At 72.3% G+C, this 22,463-nt stretch carries 20 protein-coding genes; 13 read left to right on the forward strand and 7 right to left on the reverse strand.

Going from position 1 to position 22,463, the window contains the following annotated elements; translation table 11 throughout:
* Nucleotides 1-41: 41 nt before the first annotated feature.
* Complete coding sequence (locus OG456_RS20410) at nt 42-542, reverse strand: hypothetical protein (RefSeq protein WP_116512416.1); 501 nt, start codon at nt 540-542, stop codon at nt 42-44.
* Nucleotides 543-659: 117 nt separating this feature from the next.
* Between OG456_RS20410 and OG456_RS20415 the strand changes: the two genes are divergently transcribed.
* Nucleotides 660-1,955, forward strand: coding sequence for an ABC transporter substrate-binding protein (locus OG456_RS20415; protein WP_266563021.1), 1,296 nt, complete (start codon nt 660-662; stop codon nt 1,953-1,955).
* A 44-nt stretch (nt 1,956-1,999) separates the two neighbouring features.
* Here OG456_RS20415 and OG456_RS20420 read toward each other — a convergent pair whose 3' ends face one another.
* Both OG456_RS20420 and OG456_RS20425 read right to left on the reverse strand, forming a co-directional pair.
* Nucleotides 2,000-3,535, reverse strand: a complete 1,536-nt coding sequence (locus OG456_RS20420) for a hypothetical protein (protein WP_266563023.1) — start codon at nt 3,533-3,535, stop codon at nt 2,000-2,002.
* A gap of 216 nt (nt 3,536-3,751) precedes the next feature.
* Nucleotides 3,752-5,134 carry a transcriptional regulator gene (locus OG456_RS20425; protein ID WP_266563025.1) on the reverse strand — a complete coding sequence of 461 codons (1,383 nt, stop codon included), beginning with the start codon at nt 5,132-5,134 and terminating at the stop codon, nt 3,752-3,754.
* A 333-nt stretch (nt 5,135-5,467) separates the two neighbouring features.
* Between OG456_RS20425 and OG456_RS20430 the strand changes: the two genes are divergently transcribed.
* From OG456_RS20430 to OG456_RS20440, 3 genes are all read left to right on the forward strand, one after another.
* A complete protein-coding gene (locus OG456_RS20430) occupies nt 5,468-6,151 on the forward strand; it encodes a bifunctional DNA primase/polymerase (protein WP_266563027.1) in 684 nt (227 codons plus the stop codon).
* Between the two features lie 110 nt (nt 6,152-6,261).
* A complete protein-coding gene (locus OG456_RS20435) occupies nt 6,262-7,053 on the forward strand; it encodes an ABC transporter ATP-binding protein (RefSeq protein ID WP_266563029.1) in 792 nt (263 codons plus the stop codon).
* A complete protein-coding gene (locus OG456_RS20440; protein WP_266563031.1) occupies nt 7,050-8,633 on the forward strand; it encodes a transporter in 1,584 nt (527 codons plus the stop codon). Before OG456_RS20435 ends, OG456_RS20440 begins: the two co-directional genes overlap by 4 nt.
* A gap of 19 nt (nt 8,634-8,652) precedes the next feature.
* Here OG456_RS20440 and OG456_RS20445 read toward each other — a convergent pair whose 3' ends face one another.
* Nucleotides 8,653-9,996 carry a zf-HC2 domain-containing protein gene (locus OG456_RS20445; protein WP_266563033.1) on the reverse strand — a complete coding sequence of 448 codons (1,344 nt, stop codon included), beginning with the start codon at nt 9,994-9,996 and terminating at the stop codon, nt 8,653-8,655.
* The gene (locus tag OG456_RS20450; protein ID WP_266563035.1) at nt 9,993-10,580 is read right to left on the reverse strand and encodes a sigma-70 family RNA polymerase sigma factor; all 588 of its coding nucleotides are present in this window, start codon (nt 10,578-10,580) and stop codon (nt 9,993-9,995) included. Before OG456_RS20450 ends, OG456_RS20445 begins: the two co-directional genes overlap by 4 nt.
* A 280-nt stretch (nt 10,581-10,860) precedes the next feature.
* Between OG456_RS20450 and OG456_RS20455 the strand changes: the two genes are divergently transcribed.
* Nucleotides 10,861-11,235, forward strand: coding sequence for an STAS domain-containing protein (locus OG456_RS20455; protein ID WP_100596019.1), 375 nt, complete (start codon nt 10,861-10,863; stop codon nt 11,233-11,235).
* Between the two features lie 177 nt (nt 11,236-11,412).
* On the forward strand, nt 11,413-11,940 hold the full coding sequence (locus OG456_RS20460) for an EF-hand domain-containing protein (RefSeq protein WP_266563039.1): 528 nt from the start codon (nt 11,413-11,415) through the stop codon (nt 11,938-11,940).
* Here OG456_RS20460 and OG456_RS20465 read toward each other — a convergent pair.
* Entirely contained in the window at nt 11,924-13,504 is a 1,581-nt protein-coding gene (locus tag OG456_RS20465) for a class I adenylate-forming enzyme family protein (RefSeq protein WP_266563041.1), read from the reverse strand. The two genes, OG456_RS20460 and OG456_RS20465, sit on opposite strands and share 17 nt — an antisense overlap.
* Nucleotides 13,505-13,683: 179 nt before the next feature.
* Here OG456_RS20465 and OG456_RS20470 point away from each other — a divergent pair, with 179 nt between their 5' ends.
* From OG456_RS20470 to OG456_RS20485, 4 genes are all read left to right on the forward strand, one after another.
* Entirely contained in the window at nt 13,684-14,883 is a 1,200-nt protein-coding gene (locus OG456_RS20470) for an amidohydrolase family protein (RefSeq protein ID WP_100596022.1), read from the forward strand.
* An 11-nt stretch (nt 14,884-14,894) separates the two neighbouring features.
* Nucleotides 14,895-16,142, forward strand: coding sequence for an acyl-CoA dehydrogenase (locus OG456_RS20475; RefSeq protein ID WP_266563043.1), 1,248 nt, complete (start codon nt 14,895-14,897; stop codon nt 16,140-16,142).
* Nucleotides 16,143-16,144: 2 nt separating this feature from the next.
* Complete coding sequence (locus tag OG456_RS20480) at nt 16,145-17,008, forward strand: acyl-CoA dehydrogenase family protein (RefSeq protein ID WP_266569353.1); 864 nt, start codon at nt 16,145-16,147, stop codon at nt 17,006-17,008.
* 427 nt (nt 17,009-17,435) lie between these two features.
* Entirely contained in the window at nt 17,436-17,897 is a 462-nt protein-coding gene (locus OG456_RS20485; RefSeq protein ID WP_266563045.1) for an ATP-binding protein, read from the forward strand.
* Between the two features lie 355 nt (nt 17,898-18,252).
* On the opposite strand, the gene OG456_RS20490 is transcribed toward OG456_RS20485, so the two are convergent.
* On the reverse strand, nt 18,253-19,179 hold the full coding sequence (locus tag OG456_RS20490) for a cyclase family protein (protein WP_266563047.1): 927 nt from the start codon (nt 19,177-19,179) through the stop codon (nt 18,253-18,255).
* Nucleotides 19,180-19,264: 85 nt separating this feature from the next.
* Between OG456_RS20490 and OG456_RS20495 the strand changes: the two genes are divergently transcribed.
* Genes OG456_RS20495 through OG456_RS20505 form a run of 3 tightly spaced genes read left to right on the forward strand, consistent with a single transcriptional unit; the run spans nt 19,265 to nt 22,455 of the window.
* Complete coding sequence (locus tag OG456_RS20495) at nt 19,265-20,176, forward strand: SDR family NAD(P)-dependent oxidoreductase (protein WP_100596028.1); 912 nt, start codon at nt 19,265-19,267, stop codon at nt 20,174-20,176.
* Between the two features lie 33 nt (nt 20,177-20,209).
* Nucleotides 20,210-21,409, forward strand: a complete 1,200-nt coding sequence (locus OG456_RS20500; RefSeq protein WP_266563051.1) for an acyl-CoA dehydrogenase family protein — start codon at nt 20,210-20,212, stop codon at nt 21,407-21,409.
* Nucleotides 21,406-22,455: a Zn-dependent alcohol dehydrogenase gene (locus OG456_RS20505; protein ID WP_266563053.1), complete on the forward strand. Its 1,050-nt coding sequence runs from the start codon at nt 21,406-21,408 to the stop codon at nt 22,453-22,455. Before OG456_RS20500 ends, OG456_RS20505 begins: the two co-directional genes overlap by 4 nt.
* Nucleotides 22,456-22,463 lie beyond the last annotated feature (8 nt).

Below are 22,463 nucleotides of genomic sequence, written 5' to 3' on the forward strand. Positions count from 1 at the left end.
CGGGCCGCCGTCCCGCTGTTCGGACGGCAGCCGCGCGGCGCTCAGGCCGCGCGCGTCATGATCCGCAGGACTTCGAGGGTGCGGGGTGCCGCGTCGGGGTCGTCGCCGTCGCTCGTGGCGAGCGCGACGTGCGCGTCCCGCGCGGAGTGCACCGCTTCCGGCCAGGCGTGGTGGTCGAGATAGGCGGAGACGGGGGCGTCGGGGCCCACCTGGTGCATGATCCGCAGCACGCGCAGCACGGCGGTGTCGACGAGCTGTGCCTCCTGGGAGTCACGGAAGATCGTGCCGACGTACTTCTCGGCGGACCAGTTGTCGAGCCAGGTGTCCTCGACGAGGCGGTACACGGCGTCGGTGACGTCCCCGAACCCGTCCACACCCGCGAGCCAGACGTTTCGCTGGAACGCGGGGTCGGAGAGCATGTGCAGCGCGGAGCGCACATTGCTGCGCCAGCGCCACCACGGCATGTCGTTGAGTGGCATGCCGCCCATGGTGGAGGAGCGACGGCCGCGACGGGAAGACTTCTCCGAGCTTTGCACGGTCATCGATCGTACGTGCCGTTCGCTTCGGCCCGTCCCGACCCCCGTAATTCACCTCCACGTCACCGCGCGTTGACCGGGGGTCACTCGCGGGTTAGGGATGCGGCGGAATCGTGCAGGTTCATGACTGGCCGGCGTCGCACCACCATCCCGCGCACCTCCCGCACCCTTCGTTCCACCGTGCTTTCGGCGGCGGTGTGGGCGGCTTGTGCGTCGCTCGCCGCCGGATGCGGACTCGTCTCCGACGTCACCGGGGGCTCCAAGGACCCCATCACGGTGATGACATGGGCGCCCGAGAAGACCCAGGCGACCAACATGCCCGGCATGCCCGCCATGGCACGCGCCTACGCGCGCTGGGTCAACGCCCACGGCGGCATCGGCGGTCGCGACCTCAGGGTCATCACCTGCAACGACAACAACGACACCGTGGGCGCCGCCCGCTGCGCCAGGGACGCCGTCGAGCAGAACGCCGTCGCGGTCGTCGGCTCCTACAGTCAGCACGCCCGCTCCTTCCTCGGGCCTCTGGAGTCCGCAGGCATCCCCTACATCGGCGGCTACGGCGTCACCGACGAGGAGTTCGCCAGCCCCCTGTCGTATCCGGTCAACGGCGGCCAGCCCGCCCTGATGGCCGGGAACGGCCGGCAGCTGGCCGCCGCGGGCTGCGACCGCACCTCGCTCGTGCGCCCCGACACCGTCGCCGGCGACCAGCTGCCGCTGCTCCTCGACACGGGCCTGTCCGCGGGCCGCAACCGCGCGTCCGACGTGCGCGCCGCCGAGGACGCCACCGACTACACGGAGCAGGCCCGTCAGGCGCTCCTGCGGGCCGGCGCCGACCCGGTCGGGAAGGGCTGCGTCACGGCGGTCCTCGGCGACCGCACGGACACGTTCTTCGACTCGTTCCGCCGCACCCGCGACTCCTATCCGAAGGTGCGGATCTCGACCGTCCTCGGCAGCGTCGACCAGACGGTCATCGACCGCTCGGGCGGCAAGTCGGGCGTCTACGAAGGGGCGTACGTCACCGGCTGGTACCCGGTGGCGACCGACCGGCGGTGGGCGACGATGCGCAAGGTCATCAGCGAGCAGGCGTTCGGCGACAACCGGATCGACCCGGCGGACGCGGGCGTGCAGACGACGTGGATCGCGTACACCGTCCTGAAGCAGGTCGTCGAGTCGCTCGGCGACGGTGACGTGACGGCGCACACGGTGCGCGGGGCGCTCGACGGCGGCCTGAAGGTGCGCACGGGCGGGCTGACGCCGACGCTGAGCTGGCGCTTCGAGGACATGATCGCGGCCCGCGGCTTCCCGCGGCTCGTCAACGCCGACGTCACCTTCCAGGTGGTGCGCGACGGGCGGCTCGTGGCCGCGCGCCGCGGACTCGTCGACGTGTCGCGGACGCTGGAGGCGACCCCCACGGGCTGAGCCCGCTCAGGCCGCCTCCGTGCCGGCCGGAGCCGGCACATCGGCTAGAGCTGGAACGGCTTGCGCTGCGGGAGGTTCCACTGCGCCGCGATGGTGTTCCACAGCTTCGACGCCTGGGTCTTCTGCGTGGAGGCCGTGCCGCTGGCCTGGTCGCCCGCGCGGCGCTGTGGGGTGGGCTTGGCGTGGCCCTTCTTGCAGCCGTTCTTGCCCGCCGCCTGGTCGGCCCACGCCGCGTAGTGGCTGTCCGCGGAGGCGGAGGCCTGCCACGCCTTGGTGAGGGCCTGCGTCAGCGCGGCGTGGTCGGGCAGCTTGTCCACGGAGAGCCCGGCGAGCCGGGTCACGAGCCCGGTGCGTTGGGTGGCGGCGCCGCGCAGGTCGCCGGCGGCCTTGCCGAGGTCCTTGCAGGCACCGATGTTCGCGACGGCCCTGATCACCGTGTCGCGGCTGTTGTTCGAGTCGGCGAGGAGCTTGTCGAGGGCGACCGCCTGCGCCTTGGCGGGGTCGGCGGGCGTCGGGGACGAGCTGTCCGGCGCACCGGTCGCGGCGGCGGGCTTGGCGTCGTCGCCCTTGTTCTCGTCGCCCCCGCTGCTGATGAGGGCGCCCGCGCCGATGCCGACGACGAGGATGCCGACGCCGACGGCGGCGATGAGCGGCACCTTCGAGCCGGTGCGGCTCTGGCCCTTGCGGGCGGCGGCCCGCCCGGTGGGCTCGTACGGGGCCTGCGGCTGCCCGGCCGGGCCGGGTCGTCCGGGTCCGCCCGGTCCGCCGGGGCCCGCGGGTCCGCCGGCGCGCGGGTCGAAGCGGGGCATCTGCTGAGTCGAGGCGGGCGCGTCCGGCTCCGGCTCGGTGCGGAAGAGGCTGTCGAACTCGGCCGGGGGCTGGCGGTCGCCGGGGGCGCCGGGACGGATGCCGTAGGGCGCGCTCGGCGGCGGCGAGGGCACGGGCGCGATGTACTGCGTGGCATCGCTGTCGGTGCCCGCGGGCGGCATGGGCGCGGAGCCGTACGGCTGCTGCTGGGGCGGCGGCATCTGGCCGGGGGCGTTCGCGCGGCCCAGGTACTGGGTGGCGTCGGCGGGGACCTCGGGCGGCAGGGCCCCGGGCGCGACCGGCGCCATGTACTGCGTGGCGTCCGCGTCGGAGGGCGCGGTCGGGGCTATGTACTGCGTCGCGTCCGAGGCGGAGGCCGGCGGCATCGGCGCGGAGCCGTACGGTGCGGCGTCCGTCGGCAGCGGGGCGGCCGGGGCGCCGGCGGGCGGCAGCGGCGCGGAGTAGTGCTGCTGCGGCGCGGCCGGGGGCAGCGGGGCCGCAGCGTGCGGCGCGTTCTCACCCGGCAGCGCGGGCGACGCGGACGGCGCGCCCCACTCGTACGTGGGCATCGGGCCGCCGGAGGCCGCCTGCGCGGACTCGGGGCCCCACGGCTGGCCCCAGGGGCTGCCGCCCGAGGGGGCGACGTGCGACTGGTCGCCGAAGGTACCCGGCAGCAAGGGCTCGCTGCCGTCGGCGGGCAGCACGACGCCTTCGTGTGCCTGCCGCACCGAGGGAAGGTGCGGATCCTCGCCCTGTCCGCTCTGCTGCGTCACCGGGACTCCTACGACTGGGGGACCTTCGGAATCGTCGGCTCACGCTACCGGGTCCCCGCACACACGTGCCACGCAGCTCAGAACCCCACAGCCTCCCCACACCCTCAAGTAACAAAACAAGCCTGTGGAACGCTGATTAGCGCCCTCCCCAAGCGGGTTGAGGCGTCCGTCACACAAGCTTCACGCGTACGTCTCCTGCACGCCGCTCACAAAACTTCACGCCGCCTGAAGATCGAGGCGCGCACCGAACTCCCGGACCACGGGTTCGTCCCGGTACGGCTCCAGGCGCTGCCTGAAGTCGTCCAGGTACTCGGCGCCCCGGTTGGAGCGCAGCGTGCCGAGGAGTTCCACCGCGCGCGTCCCCGTCTGGCAGGCCTGCTCGATCTCGCGCTGCTGCACCTGCGCCGTGGCGAGCAGCACCAGACCGATCGCCCTGCGCCGTGCCCGCGACTGAGGGTGCCCGGCCAGGGACGCCTCGGCCTGCCGCCGCGCGGCCTCCGCCTGTCCCAAGTCCCGGTAGCAGTGCGCCAGTTCGTCCGCGAGATAGGCGGCGTCGAAGTGCGCGATCCAGGCCGGGTCGTCGCCCGAGTCCGGCTCGGCCCGCTCCAGCGCGGCCAGCGCGCTGCCCGCCACCGCCTGCGTGGCCCGCGCGTCCCCGAGCAGGGCGTGTCCGCGCGCCTCGGCCGCGTAGAACATCGCCTCCGCACGCGGGGTCACCCGCCCGCGCGCACCCTCCTGCGCCGCGCGCGCCAACTGGGCGATCTCACGCGGATTGCCGAGCTGCGCCGCCAAGTGGCTCATGGACGCGGCCAGTACGTATCCGCCGTATCCGCGGTCCCCGGCGGCCTGGGCGAGGCGCAGCGACTGGATGTAGTACCGCTGGGCGAGGCCCGGCTGTCCCGTGTCGACGGCCATGTACCCGGCCAGCTCCGTCAACCGGGCGACCGCCGCGAACAGTTCACGCCCCACGGCCTCCCGGTACGAGCCCGCGAGCAGCCCCGACACCACGCTGTTCAGATAGTGGACGACCACTGGCCGCACATGCCCGCTGCCGTACTGGTGGTCAAGGTCCGTCAGCGCCTGGGTCATCGCCCGCACGGCCGCCACGTCCGACGTCCCGACCCGCGGCCCCGCCGACCGCGCGACCTGTGAGTCGGGTACGGAGATCAGCCAGTCCCGGCTCGGTTCGACCAGTGCGGACGAGGCAACCGACGACCCGGACAGGAAGTCCCTGCGTCCCACGTCGCTGCGCCACAGCTCGCACACCTGCTCAATGGCGCCGAGGACGGTCGGCGAGAACTGGAGACCGACGCCCGAGGCGAGGTTCTTGCCGTTGGCCATGCCGATCTCGTCGATCGTGACCGTGCGGCCGAGCTTGCGGCCGATGGCCTCGGCGATGATGCCGGGCGCCCGGCCGCGCGGCTGCTGGCCGCGCAGCCAGCGCGCCACCGAAGTCTTGTCGTAGCGCAGGTCGAGGCCGTGCTCCGATCCGCACATGTTGACCCGGCGGGCCAGTCCGGCGTTCGAGCAGCCGGCTTCCTGGATGAGCGCCTGCAGCCGTTCGTTGGGCTGTCGCGCTACGAGAGGCCTTGCGGCCATGGCGTATACCCCCTGTGTGCACCGTGGACCATCGGGCGGACTCGGGCCTGTCGTCACACTCCTGGCCGGGCCCGCCTTGAGGTGATCAATGCCCTGAGATCAAACGGAAGATGCGTCACAAAGAAGGGCAAAAACAAGCAAGAGCCCCAACTGGTAGCCGGTCGGTGGACAGCACCCTCGTCTGGTCCTCCGGGCTGGCTACCCCCCGGCCGGGGTCATTCCTCCCGCGCGCCCCCGCCCATGCATCCATGCGCCCCACGTGCGGAATCGGTGCTGCAGGCCCCCGCGCGCGTGCGCCCGTAACCCCGGGTGGCGGCGGGAGTTGAGAACCTCGTGGAAGAGACCATCGGAGTCACCTCGGCAGTCACCTCGTCCGTCACCTCGCCTCCCCAGATCCCCAAGCAGCGCGGAGAGGCCCTCCTCGACGCCGCCGTGCGCTACGCGGAGGAACGCCACTGGGACGTGTTCCCCGGCACCTGGCTGGAGGTCGCCGAGGGCAGGCAGCACTGCTCCTGCGGCGACGCCAGGTGCGCGGCCCCCGGTGCCCACCACGCGCGCGAGGACTGGGCGAACCAGGCCACCGGGAGCGCGACCGCCGCCCGGCGGCTGTGGTCCAAGCGGCCCGCCGCCTCGATCCTGCTGCCGACGGGGCGCACGTTCGACGCGATCGACGTGCCCGAGACCGCCGGGTTCCTGGCCCTGGCCCGCATGGAGCGCATGGAACTCACCCTCGGCCCGGTCACCTGCACCCCCGACCGCCGGATGCAGTTCTTCGTCCTGCCGGGCGCCGCCGCGAAGGTCCCCGACCTGGTCCGCAAGCTGGGCTGGCCGCCCGCCTCCCTCGACCTGGACGCGCTCGGCGAGGGCTCCTACATCGCCGCGCCGCCCACCCGCTTCGGCGGCCGGGGCGCCGTCCAGTGGGCCTGCCGCCCCACCGCAGCGAACCGCTGGCTGCCGGACGCCGAGGAGCTCATCTCCCCACTGGCGTACGCGTGCGGACGGGAAGGCCGCCGGTAGAACACAACAGCGCGTCCCGCGGCCACGTATCGTGCGGACGGGGCCCCTGCTCGATGGCGGAGTCGAGCGCTTGGGGAGGGTGACGGCGACGAAGGACGGCGGGCGGCACAGTGACCGAGGCGGGGACCGAGGCCGGTGCGCCGGCCGTACGCGTGAAGGACCTCTGGAAGGCGTTCGGCCAGAGCGTCGCCGTCGCGGGGATCGATCTCGCCTTTCCCGCGGGCAAGTTCATCGGCCTCGTCGGGCCGAACGGCGCGGGAAAGACGACCACCCTGTCCATGGTCACCGGACTGCTCCGGCCCGACCGGGGCACCGTCGAGGTCGTCGGCCGCGACGTGTGGCGCGACCCCGTCGAGGTGAAGGCCCGCGTCGGTGTGCTCCCCGAGGGCCTGCGCCTGTTCGAGCGGCTCTCGGGTCACGAACTTCTCGCGTACACGGGCAGGTTGCGCGGCCTGCCCGGTGCCGAGGTCGACAAGCGCGCCGCGCAGCTCCTCGACGTGCTCGACCTCTCCGGGGCCCAGCACAAACTCGTCGTCGACTACTCGACCGGCATGCGCAAGAAGATCGGGCTCGCCGCCGCGCTCCTCCACAACCCCGAAGTCCTCTTCCTCGACGAGCCGTTCGAGGGCGTCGACCCGGTCTCCGCGCAGACCATCCGCGGCGTCCTGGAGCGCTACACCGGCTCCGGGGCGACCGTCGTCTTCTCCTCCCACGTCATGGAGCTCGTCGAGTCGCTCTGTGACTGGGTCGCCGTCATGGCCGCCGGCCGCATCCGCGCGCAGGGGCCCCTCGCCGAAGTGCGCGGCGACGCGCCCTCCCTCCAGCAGGCGTTCCTCGAACTCGTCGGCGCGAACAGCCGCGACACCACCTCCGACCTGGACTGGCTGGGAGGGGCCCGGTGACCACGACGACCGTCACGCTGGTCCGCCTCAAGCTGGCACTCCTGCGCAACGGCCTGCGCGGGTCCACGGGCCGCCGCGCCGCCTACATCGCCACGCTCGTCGTCGTACTCCTCGTCGCCGCGCTCCAGCTCATCGGCCTGATCGCCCTGCGCGGCAGTACGCACGCGGTGACGCTCTGCGTCATCCTCACCGCCGTACTCGCCCTCGGCTGGGCGGTGATGCCGCTCTTCTTCCCCTCCGGCGACGAGACCCTCGACCCGACGCGCCTCCTCATGCTCCCGCTGCGTCCGCGTCCGCTCGTGAGGGGCCTGCTCATCGCGTCCCTCGTCGGGATCGGCCCCTTGTTCACGCTCTGCCTCGCGGTCGGCGCGGTGATCGCCCTGGCACACGGGGCGGCCGCGTACGCCGTCGCGGTCCTGGCCGTCGCCCTCACCCTGCTCACCTGCGTCGCCCTCGCCCGCGCCGTGGCCGCCGCCAACATCCGGCTGCTCACCAGCCGCAAGGGACGCGACCTCGCCGTCCTCAGCGGGCTCGTCATCGCCGTCGGCGCACAGGTCGTCAACTTCGGTGCGCAGAAGCTCGGTTCGTCCGGAGGACTCGGGGCGCTCGACCCGGCGGGCGACGTACTGGCCTGGATTCCGCCGGCGTCCGCGATCGGCGCCGTCGACGCGGTCAGCCATGGCTCGTACGGCGTCGCGGCGGCCCGCCTCGTCCTGTGCGCGGCCGCCCTCGCCGGACTCCTGTACGCCTGGCAGCGCGCCCTGACGCGCCTCATGACGTCCCCCGACGGCTCCACGCTCCAGGCCGCCGAACCCACCCGCCGCAGGCGCACGTCCCGCGGCCCCCGCCTCCTGCCCGACGGCCGCACGGGCACGGTCATGGAGCGCGCCCTGCGCTATGTGTGGCGCGATCCGAAGACGAAGGCGGCCTGGGTGACGTCCCTCGCCATCGGCCTGATCGTGCCGGTCTTCAACGCGCTCCAGGGCACCGGCTCCATCTACTTCGCGTGCTTCGCCGCCGGAATGCTCGGCATCCAGATGTACAACCAGTTCGGGCAGGACACCTCGGCGTTCTGGATGGTCGCCATGACCATCTCCTCGCCGCACGACGCCTACGTCGAACTGCGCGGCCGCGCCCTCGCCCTCCTGACGATCACCCTGCCCTACGCGACGCTGGTCACCGTCGTCACGACGGCGATGCTCGGCGACTGGCGGGCCCTGCCCGAGGTCCTCGGCCTCTCCTTCGCCCTGCTCGGCGCGATGCTCGCGACCGGCGCCTGGTCGTCGGCCCGCTTCCCGTACTCGATCCCCCAGGAGGGCTACAAGAACGTCGCCCCGGGGCAGGCGGGCCTCGCCTGGATATCGATCTTCGGCGGGATGGTCGCGGCGGCCCTGCTGTGCGCCCCGGTCATCGCCGTCGCGATCTGGCTGCACGTGTCAGGCGCCGAGTCCGCGACCTGGCTGCTGCTGCCGGTCGGGGCCGCGTACGGAGCGGGGATCACCGTGGCGGGCCTGCGCCTGGCCGCCCCGCGCACGGCGGCCCGCCTGCCGGAGATCCTCGCGGCGGTCAGCAAGGGATGACGCGTGCCGCGGCGCGCCGTCACATCCTGCTGAGCGACGCCGTCGCGTAGAGGACGTCGTGGATCGCCTCGCGGTCGCCGTCCTGTCCTGCGGCCGCCTCCTCCGGGGTGACGTGACCGGCCGCCAGGCGGCAGAACTCGACGCCGTCCAGGGCGACATGGGCCACCTCGTGCTCCGCCGAGCCGACCGCGCCGGGGGAGTCCAGGGCGATGAGCCACTCGCCGCCGCCCGCCCCCTCGACCTCAAGGCGCAGGGTGCGGCCCGGCGCGCCCGCGGCGACGAGTCCGCGGGCCGGTGCGGCGAGGCCCGCGCGGCGGCGCCCCGCGAGGGAGTCGGGCAGGAGCCGGGCCGCCAGGTCGATCATGCGGTTCAGATGGCGGGGCGACGGCGGCTCGTACGGGTAGTCCACCGCCTCGGCGATGTCCTCGGCGTGCACCCAGCACTCGAAGGCGCGGTCCAGCATCGAGTCGCGCAGCGGCAGCGTGAAGTCCCCGTACGGGACCGACAGCTGCCCGGAGGTGCGGGTGCGGCCCGCGGAGCCGCTCGGGTCGGCCGCGAAGGACACCGTGCGGATCACGGCGTGCGACTGCTCGCGCCAGGGGCCGCGGACGGCGCGGGTCGGCGGGAAGTGCGAGGCCTTCCAGAACGTCTCCGTGCGGCTCTCCGGGGTGCGGCGCTCCTCGGGCGTGACGCCGAACAGCGGGTCGTCGAGGCCGAGTGCGACGGCGACTAGGCCGTCCACGCTCATCAGGTGTGTGAGCACCCCGGCGACGGTCGTCTTGCGGCTGACCCGGTCGTCGCCCTCGTACCAGCGAAGCCGTATGGGCGCGTGCCACTCGGAGTCGCCGATGTCCTGGAGCAGGGCGTCGAGGCGGGCGGTCTCCGCGTCGTACGGAGTGGCCCACTCGGGGACCGGGATGCGGGGCGGACGCCGGTTCAGGCAGCGTTCGAGGACGCGGGAGCGCAGCATCGGGTCGAGGTCGAGGCTCTCCTCGGCATGCAGCAGGCCCACGGCGTCCCGCAGCCGCAGCGCCTCCTCGGCGCACGGGCCGCAGCCGCCGAGGTGCTCCTCCACGGCGACGCTCTCCTCGGCCGAGCACGCGGCCAGCGCCCACGCGCCGAGGAGGGACTTGAGGACGCGGTGCTCCAGGACGAGCGGCTGGGGGACGTGGTCCGGCAGCGGGCGCCCGGTGTCCTCCACGGACGAGCGCGGCGTCGGTATCCGGGCGCTCGCGGCGGCGTCGGAACGCCCGGCGCCCTCGGGCTCCCCGGAGCCGTCACGGTTGTCGGGGTTATCGGGGTTATCGGGGTTATCGGGGTTCTCGGGCTGTTCGGCGTTGCCGAAGGGGTTGGGGCCGCTCACAGCGCCCTCCCGTACCCGGGAGGTCCCGGCGGGGTGCCGGAGGTGCCGCTGTCGTGCGCCGTGGAAAGGAGCTGGAGGCCGAGGCGCAGGCGGCGGCGCGCCTCGTCCTCGGTGACCCCGAGGTCGACCGCGGTCTGGCGGTAGTCCCTGCGCTGGAAGTAGGCCAGTTCGAGCGCGGCGCGCAGCGGGGCGGGCATCGACGTGACGATGTAGTCGGCGCGGGCGGCGGCGGAGGCGTGCCGCACCCTGCGCTCCAGGTCCTCCGTGGTGCCCTCGCCGCTGCGGACGAGCGCGGCGGACTCGGTCTGGCGCAGGCGGTGGACCGCGCGCCGGTGGGTCAGCGTGGCGATCCAGGAGCGCAGCGGCCCCTGCTTGGGGTCGTAGGCGTCGGGGTTCTCCCAGACGTGGGTGAAGACGTCGCGCGTGATGCGGTCGGCCGCGTCCTCGTCACCGAGCACGCGGTGCGCGAGCCCGTGCACGAGGGACGCGAAGCGGTCGTACAGCTCGCCGAGCGCGGCGGCCTCTCCGTGCGCGAGCCGCTGCTGCATCCTCCGGTCCCACCGGGTCGGAGTCTCCCTGGCCATGCGGCCCCCTCACCGTGTGCCTTCCCTCGAATGTAGTCGGACCCGCCGACAACGCACGTGTTCTTTGCGGCAAAGGTCGACCTGTCCGGATGCGGATGGTAAGGAGACGGTCACGATGCGAGGACCTTTGGTGCCGTAAGCGACCCAAAATCCGAACACTTGGGTCTTAACCAGGTCATATGTGATACGTCTGCAGTGGTGTTTCAGCACCTCGCGGTCGGGCAGCCGCGAGAGAAGGCAAGCGTAAGCAGAGGTTCCGGATCAACGAGAGGAGTGGCGCGTGACGCTCAGGGTGACCGAGGGACAGCAGGGTGGCTGGGCCGTCGTGCGGGTGTCGGGCGAGATGGATCTCGCCACCTCTCCCGCGCTGCGCCAGCAGGTGCACGACGCGGTCGCGGACGGCCGGCACAGCCTCGTCCTCGATCTCTCGCAGGTCCTCTTCTGCGATTCGAGCGGGGTCGGCGTGCTGATCGCGGCCCGCCGTCTGATGCGTTCCTGCCGCGGCGAGCTCCGGCTGATCCTGCCCGCCAAGGGGGCCGAGGACGGCTCGCACGTCAACCGCGTCCTGTCGGCGCTGGGCGTGCGCCGCCTCTTCGAGGTGTACCCGGACGTGCTGTCCGCCGTGAACGACGAGGCGTCGCCCCTCTCGGCCTGACGCACACGCACACCCGAGTGTCAGGGCGGCCGGGCACGGAAGTTGTTGCGGAATTTCTCCGGTTTTGGCACAAGCGTCGCTGTGAGGGCCCCCGGCGCCGCTCCACGACGTACGCTCCCTGGCGAGAGGACGGGCAGGACCCGTACCACCACCGATGCGAGAGGCGGCCGAGGGGACATGGACCACGCCGAGAGCACCGATCACGCCGAGTACGAGCGCAGGATCGCTGCCCGCTTCGCCGGCTTCGACCAGGACGGCAACGGCTACATCGACCGCGAGGACTTCGTGACCGCGGCCAAGGGTCTGCTCGCCGAGTTCACCACGACGGCGCGCTGCGACAAGGGCCAGGCGCTCTACGCGGGTGCCGAGGCCTTCTGGCAGGGCATGGCCGGCATAGCGGACGTGGACGGCGACCAGCGCGTCAACCGCGAGGAGTTCGTGACGGGAGCGGTGAAGCGGCTGCGGGACAACCCGGAGCGGTTCGCGGAGATCGCCCGTCCCTTCCTGCGGGCCGCCATCGCCGTCGCGGACCAGAGCGGCTCGGGCTTCACCCCGGCGGCCGCGGAGCGTGTCCTGCGCGTCCTCGGTGTCGCCCCGTCCCTGGTGGGCCCGGTCGCCGCCGCGCTGGACGCGGACGGCGACGGGCGGATCTCCGAGGAGGAGATCGTCACCGCCTTCGCCCACTACTTCACCGTTTCGGAATAGCGCTCACCGGGCTTGTGCCCGAATAGCGCTCGCGCAGCTTGTACTTGAGCACCTTGCGCAGGGTGTCGTTGCGCGGAAGGGCGTCCACCAGCTCCAGCTGCTCCGGCAGCTTGTGGGTGGACAGCCCTTCCGACCGCAGATGGGACGCCATCGCCTCCAGGGTCAGCGGCTCGGTGCCGTCGCGCTGGACGACGACCGCGCACACCCGCTCGCCGCGCTCCGGGTCCGGGAGCCCGACGACCGCCGCGTCGCCCACCGCGGGGTGCGCGTGCAGCAGGTCCTCGATCTCCTTCGCGGAGATGTTCTCGCCCTTGCGGATGATGATGTCCTTGGCCCGCCCGGTGAGCACCAGGTGCCCCGTGTCCCTCACGTGCCCGAGGTCGCCGGTGACGAGGAACCCGTCGCCGTCGAAGGCGGCCGCGGACTGCACGGGGTCCAGATAGCCCTGGCAGACGGCCTCCCCGCGCAGCCTGACCTCGCCGTCCACGCCGTACGGGACCCGCTTGCCGTCCGCGTCCGTCACCCGGATCTCCATGCCCTCGGGGGGCCGTCCCTCCGTCGTGGCGAGGTTCTCCGCGGTGTCGTCGGGGGCACCCATCGTGATCATGGGGACCTCGGTCATGCCGTATCCGTGGGTGAGCTGACAGCCCATCTCCCGTACGACCGCGTGGTAGATCTCGGGCGGCTTGGGCGCGCCGCCGCCCGCGAGGAGCCGCAGCGTCGGGATGAGCCGGTCCGCCGGGGATTTGCGCTGTTCGGTGAGGAACATCGAGTAGAAGGCGGTGGAGCCGCCCGCGACGGTGACCCCGTGGCGCCGGTAGCCGTCGAGCGCGTCCGGCAGCGCGAACTGCTCGAACATCACCGCGGGGAACCCGTACAGGAGCAGCATGACCGTGTAGTCGGGGCCCGCTATGTGCGCGAAGGGGAACGCCATCGAGCCGACGTCGGACGCCGACAGGTGCAGGGCGTGCGCGAGGCAGGAGCCGCCGGCGATCAGTGAGCGGTCGGTGTGGAGGACGCCCTTGGGGTCGGAGGTCGTGCCGGACGTCCAGTAGATCCAGCGCACGGACGTGCCGTCCGAGGGCGGGGGCGGCAGGACGGACGGGTCGCCGTCGGGCAGCGTGTCGTACGCCTCGAAGATCCCGCGTGCGCCGAGGCGCCGGGCCATCTCCGTGTGGTCGAAGCCGCGCCACACGCCCGGGGTCGCGAAGAACTCGGCCTTCGACTCGCGCAGCGCGAAGCCGACCTCGCGGTCCCGGTAGAAGGGGATGACGGGGGACTGGACGGCGCCGATCCGGGCGAGGGCGAAGGAGAGCAGCGCGGTCTCGATGCGGGTCGGGAGCTGCCAGGCGACGACCGTGCCGGGGCGTACGCCCATGTCGTACAGGCCGGCGGCGACCCGCTCGCCGCGGTCGCGCAGCTCGCCGAAGGTCAGGCGCCGGTCGTCCTTCGCGTCGGGAGCGGACTGGATCAGCACGGGGGTGTCGGGGGTGAGGGCGGCGCGGCGCTCGATCAGCTCCCAGAGCGTCCCGGCGGCGCCCAGGGCGTGTGCGGTGTCGTTCACTGCTCCCCCTCGCAAGGCAGGCCGTATCTGACGGTTAGTCAGGTCGTGCGGAGAGCGTAGAGCGCTGCGCCTTGTCGGTCCAGGGGTGCGGGGCTAGCCTGCTATCTGACGACCCATCAGAAACAGCAGTGGAAGCCGCGTCAGCAACGCCATCAGAAACTGTCAGGTGAGGGGACACGATGGACCCGATGGAACTGCCCCGGATCATCAGCGTCGACGACCATGTGATCGAGCCCGCGCACCTCTTCTCGACCTGGCTTCCGGCGAAGTACCGGGACCGGGGGCCGCAGCCGCTCACCGCCGGGATCGGCGAGCTCGCCTACGTGGCGGGCAAGTACCAGATCACCATGGACCCGGACGGGCCCCCGACGGACTGGTGGATCTACGAGGACCTGAAGTTCCCGTACAAGCGCAACATCGCCGCCGTCGGCTTCGACCGCGACGACATGACCCTCGAAGGCATCACGCGCGCGGAGATGCGGCGCGGCTGCTGGGACCCGAAGGCCCGCCTGGAGGACATGGACCTCAACCATGTCGAGGCCAGCCTCTGCTTCCCCACCTTCCCGCGCTTCTGCGGCCAGACGTTCGCCGAGGCCAAGGACAAGGAGGTGGCGCTCGCCTGCGTGCGGGCCTACAACGACTGGATGGTCGAGGAGTGGTGCGGCGACAGCGGGGGCCGCCTCATCCCGCTCTGCATCATCCCCCTGTGGGACATCGACCTCGCCGTCGCCGAGATCCGGCGCAACGCCGCGCGCGGTGTCAAGGCCGTGACGTTCTCCGAGATCCCCACCTACCTGGGGCTCCCGTCGATCCACTCCGGCTACTGGGACCCGTTCTTCGCCGTGTGCCAGGAGACCGGGACGGTCGTGAACATGCACATCGGCTCCAGCTCGCAGATGCCCGCCGCGTCCCCCGACGCCCCGCCCGCCGTGCAGGCCTCGCTCAGCTTCAACAACGCGATGGCGTCGATGATGGACTTCCTCTTCTCGGGGGTCCTGGTGAAGTTCCCGACGCTCAAACTCGCCTACTCCGAGGGCCAGATGGGCTGGATCCCGTACGCCCTGGAACGCGCGGACGACGTCTGGGAGGAGCACCGGGCCTGGGGCGGGGTGCGCGACCTCATCCCCGAGCCGCCGTCGACGTACTACTACCGCCAGATGTTCTGCTGCTTCTTCCGCGACAAGCACGGGGTGGCGTCCCTCGACGTCGTCGGCCGGGACAACGCGACCTTCGAGACGGACTACCCGCACGTCGACTCGACCTTCCCGCACACCAAGGAGGTCGCCCTCGACCATGTGAAGGGCCTCGACTCCGAGACGGTCTACAAGCTCATGCGGGGCAACGCGATCCGCATGCTCGACCTGGACCTCGACAGGTAGCGGGCCGCGCCGTGGATCTCACGTACACGGACGAGGAAGAGGAGTTCCGGGCGCGGCTGCGGGAGTGGCTCGCGTCCGTGCTTCCGGGGCTCCCCCCGAAGCCGTCCCCCAACGACTGGCCGGGCAGGCGGGCCTACGACCTCGGCTGGCAGCGCAGGCTGTACGACGCCGGGTACGCGGGCCTGCACTGGCCCGCCGACGCGGGCGGCCGCGGTGCCACGCCCACGCAGCACCTCATATTCCTGGAGGAGACCGAGAAAGCGGGCGCGCCCTACGTGGGCGCCAACTTCGTCGGGCTGCTGCACGCGGGGCCGACGATCGCGGTCGAGGGGACGCCGGAGCAGCGGGCGCGCTGGCTGCCGCCCGTCCTGCGCGGCGACGAGGTGTGGTGCCAGGGGTTCAGCGAGCCCGACGCCGGTTCCGATCTCGCGGCGCTGCGCACGCGCGCGACACGGGACGGCGACCACTATGTGGTGAGCGGGTCCAAGATATGGACCTCGCACGCGGAGGTCGCCGACTGGTGCGAACTCCTCGTGCGCACCGACCCGTCCGCTCCGAAACACCGGGGCATCTCCTGGCTCGCCATGCCGATGGACGCGCCCGGGATCACCGTACGGCCACTGCGCACGCTCGCCGGGTCCGCCGAGTTCGCCGAGATGTTCCTCGACGACGTACGCGTCCCGGTCGCCAACCGGGTCGGCGAGGAGAACGACGGCTGGCGCGTGACGATGGTGACGCTGTCCTTCGAACGGGGCACCGCGTTCGTGGGCGAGGTCGTCGCCTGCCGCCGCGTCCTCGGCGAACTGGCCGCGCAGGCCCGCAAGAACGGCCGCTGGGACGACGCCGTACTGCGCCGCAGGCTCGGCCGCCTCAACGCCGAGTTCCGCGCCCTGTGGCGGCTCACCCAGTGGAACGTCAGCGAGGCGATGGGGGTCCCCCCTGTTCGAGCGGAGCCGAGAACTGGGGGGAGGGCGGGCGGCGTCCCAGGCGCCGGCGGCTCGGTCTTCAAGCTGCGGTACTCGCACGCCCGTCAGGAACTGTTCGACGCCGCCGCCGACGTGCTCGGCGTCGCGGGCGCCCTCGACACGGACCACGAATGGACGCTCGACCGCCTGTCGTCCCTCTCGTACACGATCGCCGCCGGCACCTCCCAGATCCAGCACAACATCGTCGCCGAACGCATCCTCGGCCTGCCGAAGGACCGGCCGAAGGACCTTCGCAGGGAGCTTCAGAGGGATTTTCAGAAGGGAGGGCGGTGAGCATGCGCTTCCAGCTCACCGACGACCAGCGCGCCCTGCGCGACGGCGTACGCGACCTGCTCGCAGGCCGCTTCGACCGCGACGCCCTGCGCACCGCCGTGGACACGCCCGGGCACCTGGACCGGGCGCTGTGGCGGGCTCTGGGTGACGCGGGGTTCTTCGCCCTGTGCCTGCCGGAGGCGGACGGCGGTGTCGGCCTGGGGCTGCCCGAGGCCGTCCTCGTCTTCGAGGAGGCGGGCCGGGTCCTGCTGCCGGGCCCGCTCGTCGCCACGCACCTCGCCGCGGGTACCGTGCCGGGCGCCGCGACCGGCGAGAGAGTCGTGACGGCGCCCGCCGGGGAACTCCTGCCGTGGCGCGACGCGTCGGACGTCGTCCAGGGCGACGCGACCGGCGCCGTACCCCTGGCCTCCGTCGACCCGCTCACGCCCCTGCACAGGCTGCCGGGCCCGCACGCGCCCCGCAGCCCCGAGGCCGTGCTCCTCACCGCCGCCGAACAGCTCGGCTCCGCCACACGCACCTGCGAGCTGGCGGTCCGATACGCGGGGGAACGCGAGCAGTTCGGGCAGCCCATCGGCGCGTTCCAGGCCGTGAAGCACCTGTGCGCCCAGATGCTCGTACGGGCCGAGCTGGCCCGTGCGGCCGTGTACGCGGCGGCTGTCACGGCCGACCCGGTCGAGATCGCCGCCGCCGAGCTGCTCGCCGACGAGGCGGCCGTGCGCAACGCGCGCGACTGCGTCCAGGTTCACGGCGGCATGGGCTTCACCTGGGAGGCGGACGTGCATCTGCATCTCAAGCGGGCCTGGGTGCGCGCCGGAACGGGCCGTACGACGCGCGAGACGGAGGAGGCGCTGGCGGCGGCGCTGTGAGGTCCGGGGATCTGTGCGGCGCGGGGCGAACCCGTGTACGGACGGTCACGGAACGTCGATATCGGGTTGTGTCCTGCGCGGGACTCGTCACGGCACGGAGTCGGCGTCCCGCTCGGGTACCTTGTGTGGGATGCGAGTGGTTCCGAGTCCGAGCCATCCCGGTGTTGCCCCTGAGGCGGCTCCGGATCCGGCGATGCGCGCCGTTCGCAGCGCACGGGAGGGCCTCGCGCCCGCCCGTTCGACTCCCCGCAGGACGCGTCGCACAGTATGGCGCACGCGTACTCCTTCGCGCTGGAATATGCCCGAAGCGCTTGTTGGGGTGACTGTACGTCAACCATGCTGTCTTCCAAGGGGATCACGGTCCGTGAGCTCCTTGACTTGTCACAGTCCCGAGGCGATGTGTCCGCCGGTTCGGATGGTGTGAGCGGTGCAGGTGCTTCAAGTTCAGCTGGAGGTCGGGGCGGATCCCGCGGAGGTGGGGCGAGCCCGCAGGTGGGCGCGCTCGCGCCTCGCAGGGTCCGGGATGGAGGCCGATGAGCCACTGGCGGAGACGCTCATCCTGATCGTCTCCGAGCTCGTCACCAACGCCGTGGTGCACACCGGCTGTCCGGCCGTTCTGCGCATGCTGCTGCCGGGTGTCCCGGCGGAGGCCAGCGTCGGCACGGTCCGCGTGGAGGTGGCCGACGCCAGCGACCGGCCCCCCGCGCCGCGGCACGCCGGCGGGGAAGAGACCAACGGCCGCGGCCTGGAACTCGTCGACGGCCTGGCGGACCGCTGGGGCTGGCGGCCCGAGGGGACGGGCAAGGCCATCTGGTGCGAGATCGACCGCTGCGGCGCTCAGGGCGCGGGGGCGGGGACGTATCAGGGGATGGCCTACGAGGCGGTGTAGTTCCGGCTCCCGGTGCCTCTCGGGGTGGCAGTGGGCGGTCCCCGTGCGTCTGAGTGCGCCTGAGTGTGTCGGTTCGAGCCGGGCGTGCGCCGTCATAAATGTCACATAACTGGCAAATCTCCTTACGGGTGTTGACGCCGGGTGTCCGTTTGATCACGCTTGTGGTCAGCGATTCGTGGCGAGGGGACGTCAAGGGTCCCGGTGACGGGGGCCCTCGGCGAGTACGGGTCGTGCCGCGGCGGCCGGCTCCCCCAGGGGCCGGGGGAGCAGGGCCCGGGCGCCGGGGGCCGGACGGCGGTGCAGGTCGCATCGCCGTCCGGTTCTGAACTCCCTTACGCAACAAGCCTCTTGAGCTCTACAGGATCGCGACCGGGGCCACGGGTGTGCCGGTGCCGCCGACGAAGGGCTCGGGCATCGCCGACAGCAGGAACGCGTAGCGCGATTCTTGTGCACAGGCTGTGGACAAGTTCTCCAGATTCCAGTTCTGTCCCTGGAGCATGCCCATTTCGACCAGGTCGAGGGCGTGCACCGGCAGCCAGAGGTTCTCGATCTCCGGCGGGAAGATCTCGAAGGTGAGGGTGTCGTTCGCGACCGCGGCCACGTCGCGCGCGTGGAACCACTCGGGCGTGCGCACGGACAGGCCGGGCGACGGATAGCCGTACGCGTGCTTGTCGCCCGCCAGATACATCTGGATCTGGCCGGTGCGGACGAGGGCGATGTCGCCGGGGCGGACCGAGACATGGCCGAACTCCGCGGCCTCGTCCAGGTCTTCAGGTGTCACGGCGTGGTCGCCGGGCAGCCGGTCCACGCCCTTCGCCGCTGCGACGTCGAGCAGGACGCCGCGCGAGACGACGTGCGGGGCCTTGTCGATGCCGCTGAACCGCGCGCCGCCGTGCGCCGTGATCGTGTCGGCGGGGCGGCCGTTGTAGATCCGGCCCGAGTGCGAGACGTGGGTGAGGGCGTCCCAGTGGGTGGCCGTCTGGAGCCCCATGGTCACCGCGTCGTCGCTGGTGGCGACGGTGCCGGGGCCGAACAGTTCGTGGTTGATCTGGACCATGGTGTGGAGCGGGTTGACCCGGCCGGGGATCATCCCGGTCTGCACCCCGTCCTCCTTGAGGGGCAGCGCGAGCGCTGTCCGGCGGCCGGTGCGGACGGTCGCCGCGGCCTCGCGCACGACCTCGTCGGTGACCAGGTTGAGCGTGCCGATCTCGTCGTCGGCGCCCCAACGGCCCCAGTTGTTGACGCGCTTGGCCATCTCGTGGAACTCGGCAGGCAACGACATGAGTGCTCCCCGGGGGCTTGTCTTCGGGTATCTGACGAGTCATAGAATCTAACGGTCCGTCAGAAACCGCGGGAAGGGGCCGGACGTGGGGAACTTCTTGGCAGGCAAGGTGGTGGCCGTCACCGGGGCCGGGCGCGGCATCGGCAGGGCCGTCGCGCTCGCCTGCGCCGCCGAGGGCGCACGGGTCGTGGTCAACGACTACGGGGTGTCCATCGAGGGCGGCGAGCCGGCGAGCGAGATCGCCGAGTCCGTCGTCAAGGAGATCGAGGCGGCCGGTGGCGAGGCCGTCGCCGTCGCCGACGACATCTCGACCATGGCGGGCGGACAGCGGATCGTCGACGTGGCGCTCGCTCGGTACGGACGGATCGACGGCGTCGTCTGCGTCGCCGGGATCCTGCGCGAGCGGATGCTGTTCAACATGTCCGAGCAGGAGTGGGACCCGGTGGTCGCCACGCACCTGAAGGGCACGTTCACCGTGTTCCGGGCTGCGTCCGCCGTCATGCGCAAGCAGGGGTCGGGCACGCTCATCGGCTTCACCAGCGGCAACCACCAGGGTTCCGTGGCGCAGGCCAACTACAGCGCCGCCAAGGGCGGGATCATCTCGCTCGTGCGCAGCGCCGCGCTCGGACTGCACAAGTACGGTGTGACGGCGAACGCGGTCGCGCCCGTCGCCCGTACCCGTATGTCGGCGAACGTGCCCATGGAGCTCAAGGAGATCGGGGAGCCGGAGGACGTCGCCGCGCTCGTCGTCTATCTGCTCAGCGAGCGCGCCCGCGCCGAGAAGATCACCGGGCAGGTGTACACGATCGCCGGCCCGAAGATCGCGGTGTGGGCCCAGCCGAGGGAGCTGCGCTCGGGTTACGCGGAGGGCGGCTGGACCCCGGACAAGATCGCGGATTTCCTGCCGGGCACCGTGGGCGTCGATCCGATGCCGATGCTGGCGCAGCTGGAGGCGATGGCCGAGGCGGCCGCGGCGAAAGCGCGGCCCAATCAGTGACGTCGAGGTCGAGGCCGGGGGCGGAGGCGCGTTGTGGAGTTCGGGTTCGGGGATGAGGACGAGGCGTTCCGGCGGGAGGCCCGCGCGTGGCTCGCGGAGCACCTCACCGGCGAGTACGCCGTCGCCCGGGGGCGCGGCGGGCCCGGGAGCGAGCACGAGGACGCCGGCGTACGGCGGTCCTGGGAACGGGAGCTGGGCGCGTCCGGGTGGATCGGGCTCGGCTGGCAGCGCGACGGGTACGGCAACCGGGCCGCCTCGCTGACGCAGCAGGTCGTCTGGGCCGAGGAGTACGCGCGGGCCCGGGCGCCCGCACGCCACGGGCACATCGGCGAGAACCTGCTCGCCCCGACCCTGATCGCCTACGGCGACGAGGCGCAGCAACAGCGCTTCCTGCCGCCCGTCGCCTCCGGCGAGGAGCTGTGGTGCCAGGGGTACAGCGAGCCCGGCGCCGGTTCCGACCTCGCGAACCTGCGCACGACCGCCGTGCGCGACGGTGACACGTACCGCGTGACCGGGCAGAAGGTGTGGACGTCGCTCGCGCACGAGGCCGACTGGTGCTTCGTGCTCGCGCGCACCGAGGCGGGCTCGCGGCGCCATCACGGCCTGTCGTTCCTCCTCATGCCGATGGACCAGCCGGGCCGGATCGAGGTGCGGCCCATCCGGCAGCTGACCGGCACGAGCGAGTTCAACGAGGTGTTCTTCGACGGGGCGCACGCGCGCGTGGAGCACGTCGTCGGCGGCGAGGGGAACGGCTGGCGGGTCGCCATGGGGCTGCTCGCCCTGGAGCGCGGCGTCTCGACGCTCGCCCAGCAGATCGGCTTCGCCGCCGAACTCGCCGAGGTCGTACGGACCGCGGTGCGTACGGGCGCGGCCGAGGACCCGCTGTTCAGGGACCGCCTCGTACGGCAGTGGGCCGAGCTGCGCGTCATGCGGTTCAACGCGCTGCGCACGCTCGGCGGCGCGCAGGACCCGGGCGCCCCGAGCGTCGCCAAGCTCCTGTGGGGCCGCTGGCACCAGCGCCTCGGCGAACTCGCCCTCCAGGCGCGGGGCGCGCTCGCCGCCGCCGGGCCCGGGGACTGGACGCCTGACCGTACGTACGAACTCGACGCCGCACAGCGGCTGTTCCTCTTCAGCCGGGCCGACACGATCTACGGCGGCTCGGACGAGATCCAGCGCAACATCATCGCCGAGCGCGTGCTCGGGCTGCCCAGGGAGACGAGGGAGTCGTCATGAGGGGTGTCGTGTTCGACGGGGTCCGGGCCGACGTGGTCGACGATCTCGAGATACGCGATCCGGGGCCGGGGGAGGTGCTCGTCGACGTCGCGGCCGCGGGGCTGTGCCACAGCGATCTGTCGGTGATCGACGGAACCATCCCGTTCCCGGCGCCGGTCGTGCTCGGGCACGAGGGGGCGGGGGTCGTGGAGGCCGTCGGCTCGGGCGTCACACATGTGTCGCCCGGGGACCATGTGGCGCTGTCCACGCTCGCCAACTGCGGCGCCTGCGCGGACTGCGACCGGGGGCGGCCGACCATGTGCCGCAAGGCGATCGGGAGGCCCACGCAGCCGTTCTCGCGGGGCGGCACGCCGCTCTACCAGTTCGCCGCGAACTCCTCGTTCGCCGAACGGACCGTCGTGAAGGCCGTGCAGGCCGTGCTGATCCCCGCGGAGATCCCGCTGACGTCGGCCGCGCTCATGGGGTGCGGGGTGCTGACCGGTGTCGGGGCCGTCCTCAACCGGGCGCGCGTCGGCCAGGGCGACACCGTCGTCGTCATCGGGACCGGCGGCATCGGCCTCAACGTGCTCCAGGGGGCCCGGATCGCGGGCGCTTCGCGGATCGTCGCCGTCGACGCGAACCCCGACAAGGAGGCGGTGGCCCGGCAGTTCGGCGCGACCGACTTCCTGACCTCGGCCGACGGGGTCAGGGAGGTCCTGCCGCACGGCGCCGACCACGTCTTCGAGTGCGTCGGCCGTGTCGAGCTGGTCCGGCAGGCCGTCGACCTCCTCGACCGGCACGGCCAGGCCGTACTCCTCGGTATGCCGGGCGCCGACGCGGAGGCGTCCTTCGTCGTCGCCTCGCTCTTCCTCGACAAGTCCATCCTGGGCTGCCGCTACGGCTCCTCGCGGCCCCAGCGCGACATCAGGCTCTACGCCGACCTGTACCGCCAGGGCCGGCTGCTGCTCGACGAGCTGGTCACGGAGACGTACCCGGTCGAGGACTTCGCGAAGGCGGCGGAGGACGCCCAGCAGGGGAGGGTGGCGCGGGGGGTGCTGGTGTTCTGACCCGGGGG

The sequence above is a fragment of the Streptomyces sp. NBC_01446 genome (assembly GCF_026340095.1).
GTDB lineage: Bacteria > Actinomycetota > Actinomycetes > Streptomycetales > Streptomycetaceae > Streptomyces > Streptomyces aureus.

What these genes read in the sequence shown, in the direction of transcription:
- OG456_RS20410 (WP_116512416.1), bottom strand. Translation starts at nt 542, where the DNA reads ATGACCGTGCAAAGCTCGGAGAAGTCTTCCCGTCGCGGCCGTCGCTCC.
- OG456_RS20415 (WP_266563021.1), top strand. Translation starts at nt 660, where the DNA reads ATGACTGGCCGGCGTCGCACCACCATCCCGCGCACCTCCCGCACCCTT.
- OG456_RS20425 (WP_266563025.1), bottom strand. Translation starts at nt 5,134, where the DNA reads ATGGCCGCAAGGCCTCTCGTAGCGCGACAGCCCAACGAACGGCTGCAG.
- OG456_RS20450 (WP_266563035.1), bottom strand. Translation starts at nt 10,580, where the DNA reads ATGGCCAGGGAGACTCCGACCCGGTGGGACCGGAGGATGCAGCAGCGG.
- OG456_RS20460 (WP_266563039.1), top strand. Translation starts at nt 11,413, where the DNA reads ATGGACCACGCCGAGAGCACCGATCACGCCGAGTACGAGCGCAGGATC.
- OG456_RS20470 (WP_100596022.1), top strand. Translation starts at nt 13,684, where the DNA reads ATGGACCCGATGGAACTGCCCCGGATCATCAGCGTCGACGACCATGTG.
- OG456_RS20480 (WP_266569353.1), top strand. Translation starts at nt 16,145, where the DNA reads ATGCGCTTCCAGCTCACCGACGACCAGCGCGCCCTGCGCGACGGCGTA.
- OG456_RS20490 (WP_266563047.1), bottom strand. Translation starts at nt 19,179, where the DNA reads ATGTCGTTGCCTGCCGAGTTCCACGAGATGGCCAAGCGCGTCAACAAC.
- OG456_RS20505 (WP_266563053.1), top strand. Translation starts at nt 21,406, where the DNA reads ATGAGGGGTGTCGTGTTCGACGGGGTCCGGGCCGACGTGGTCGACGAT.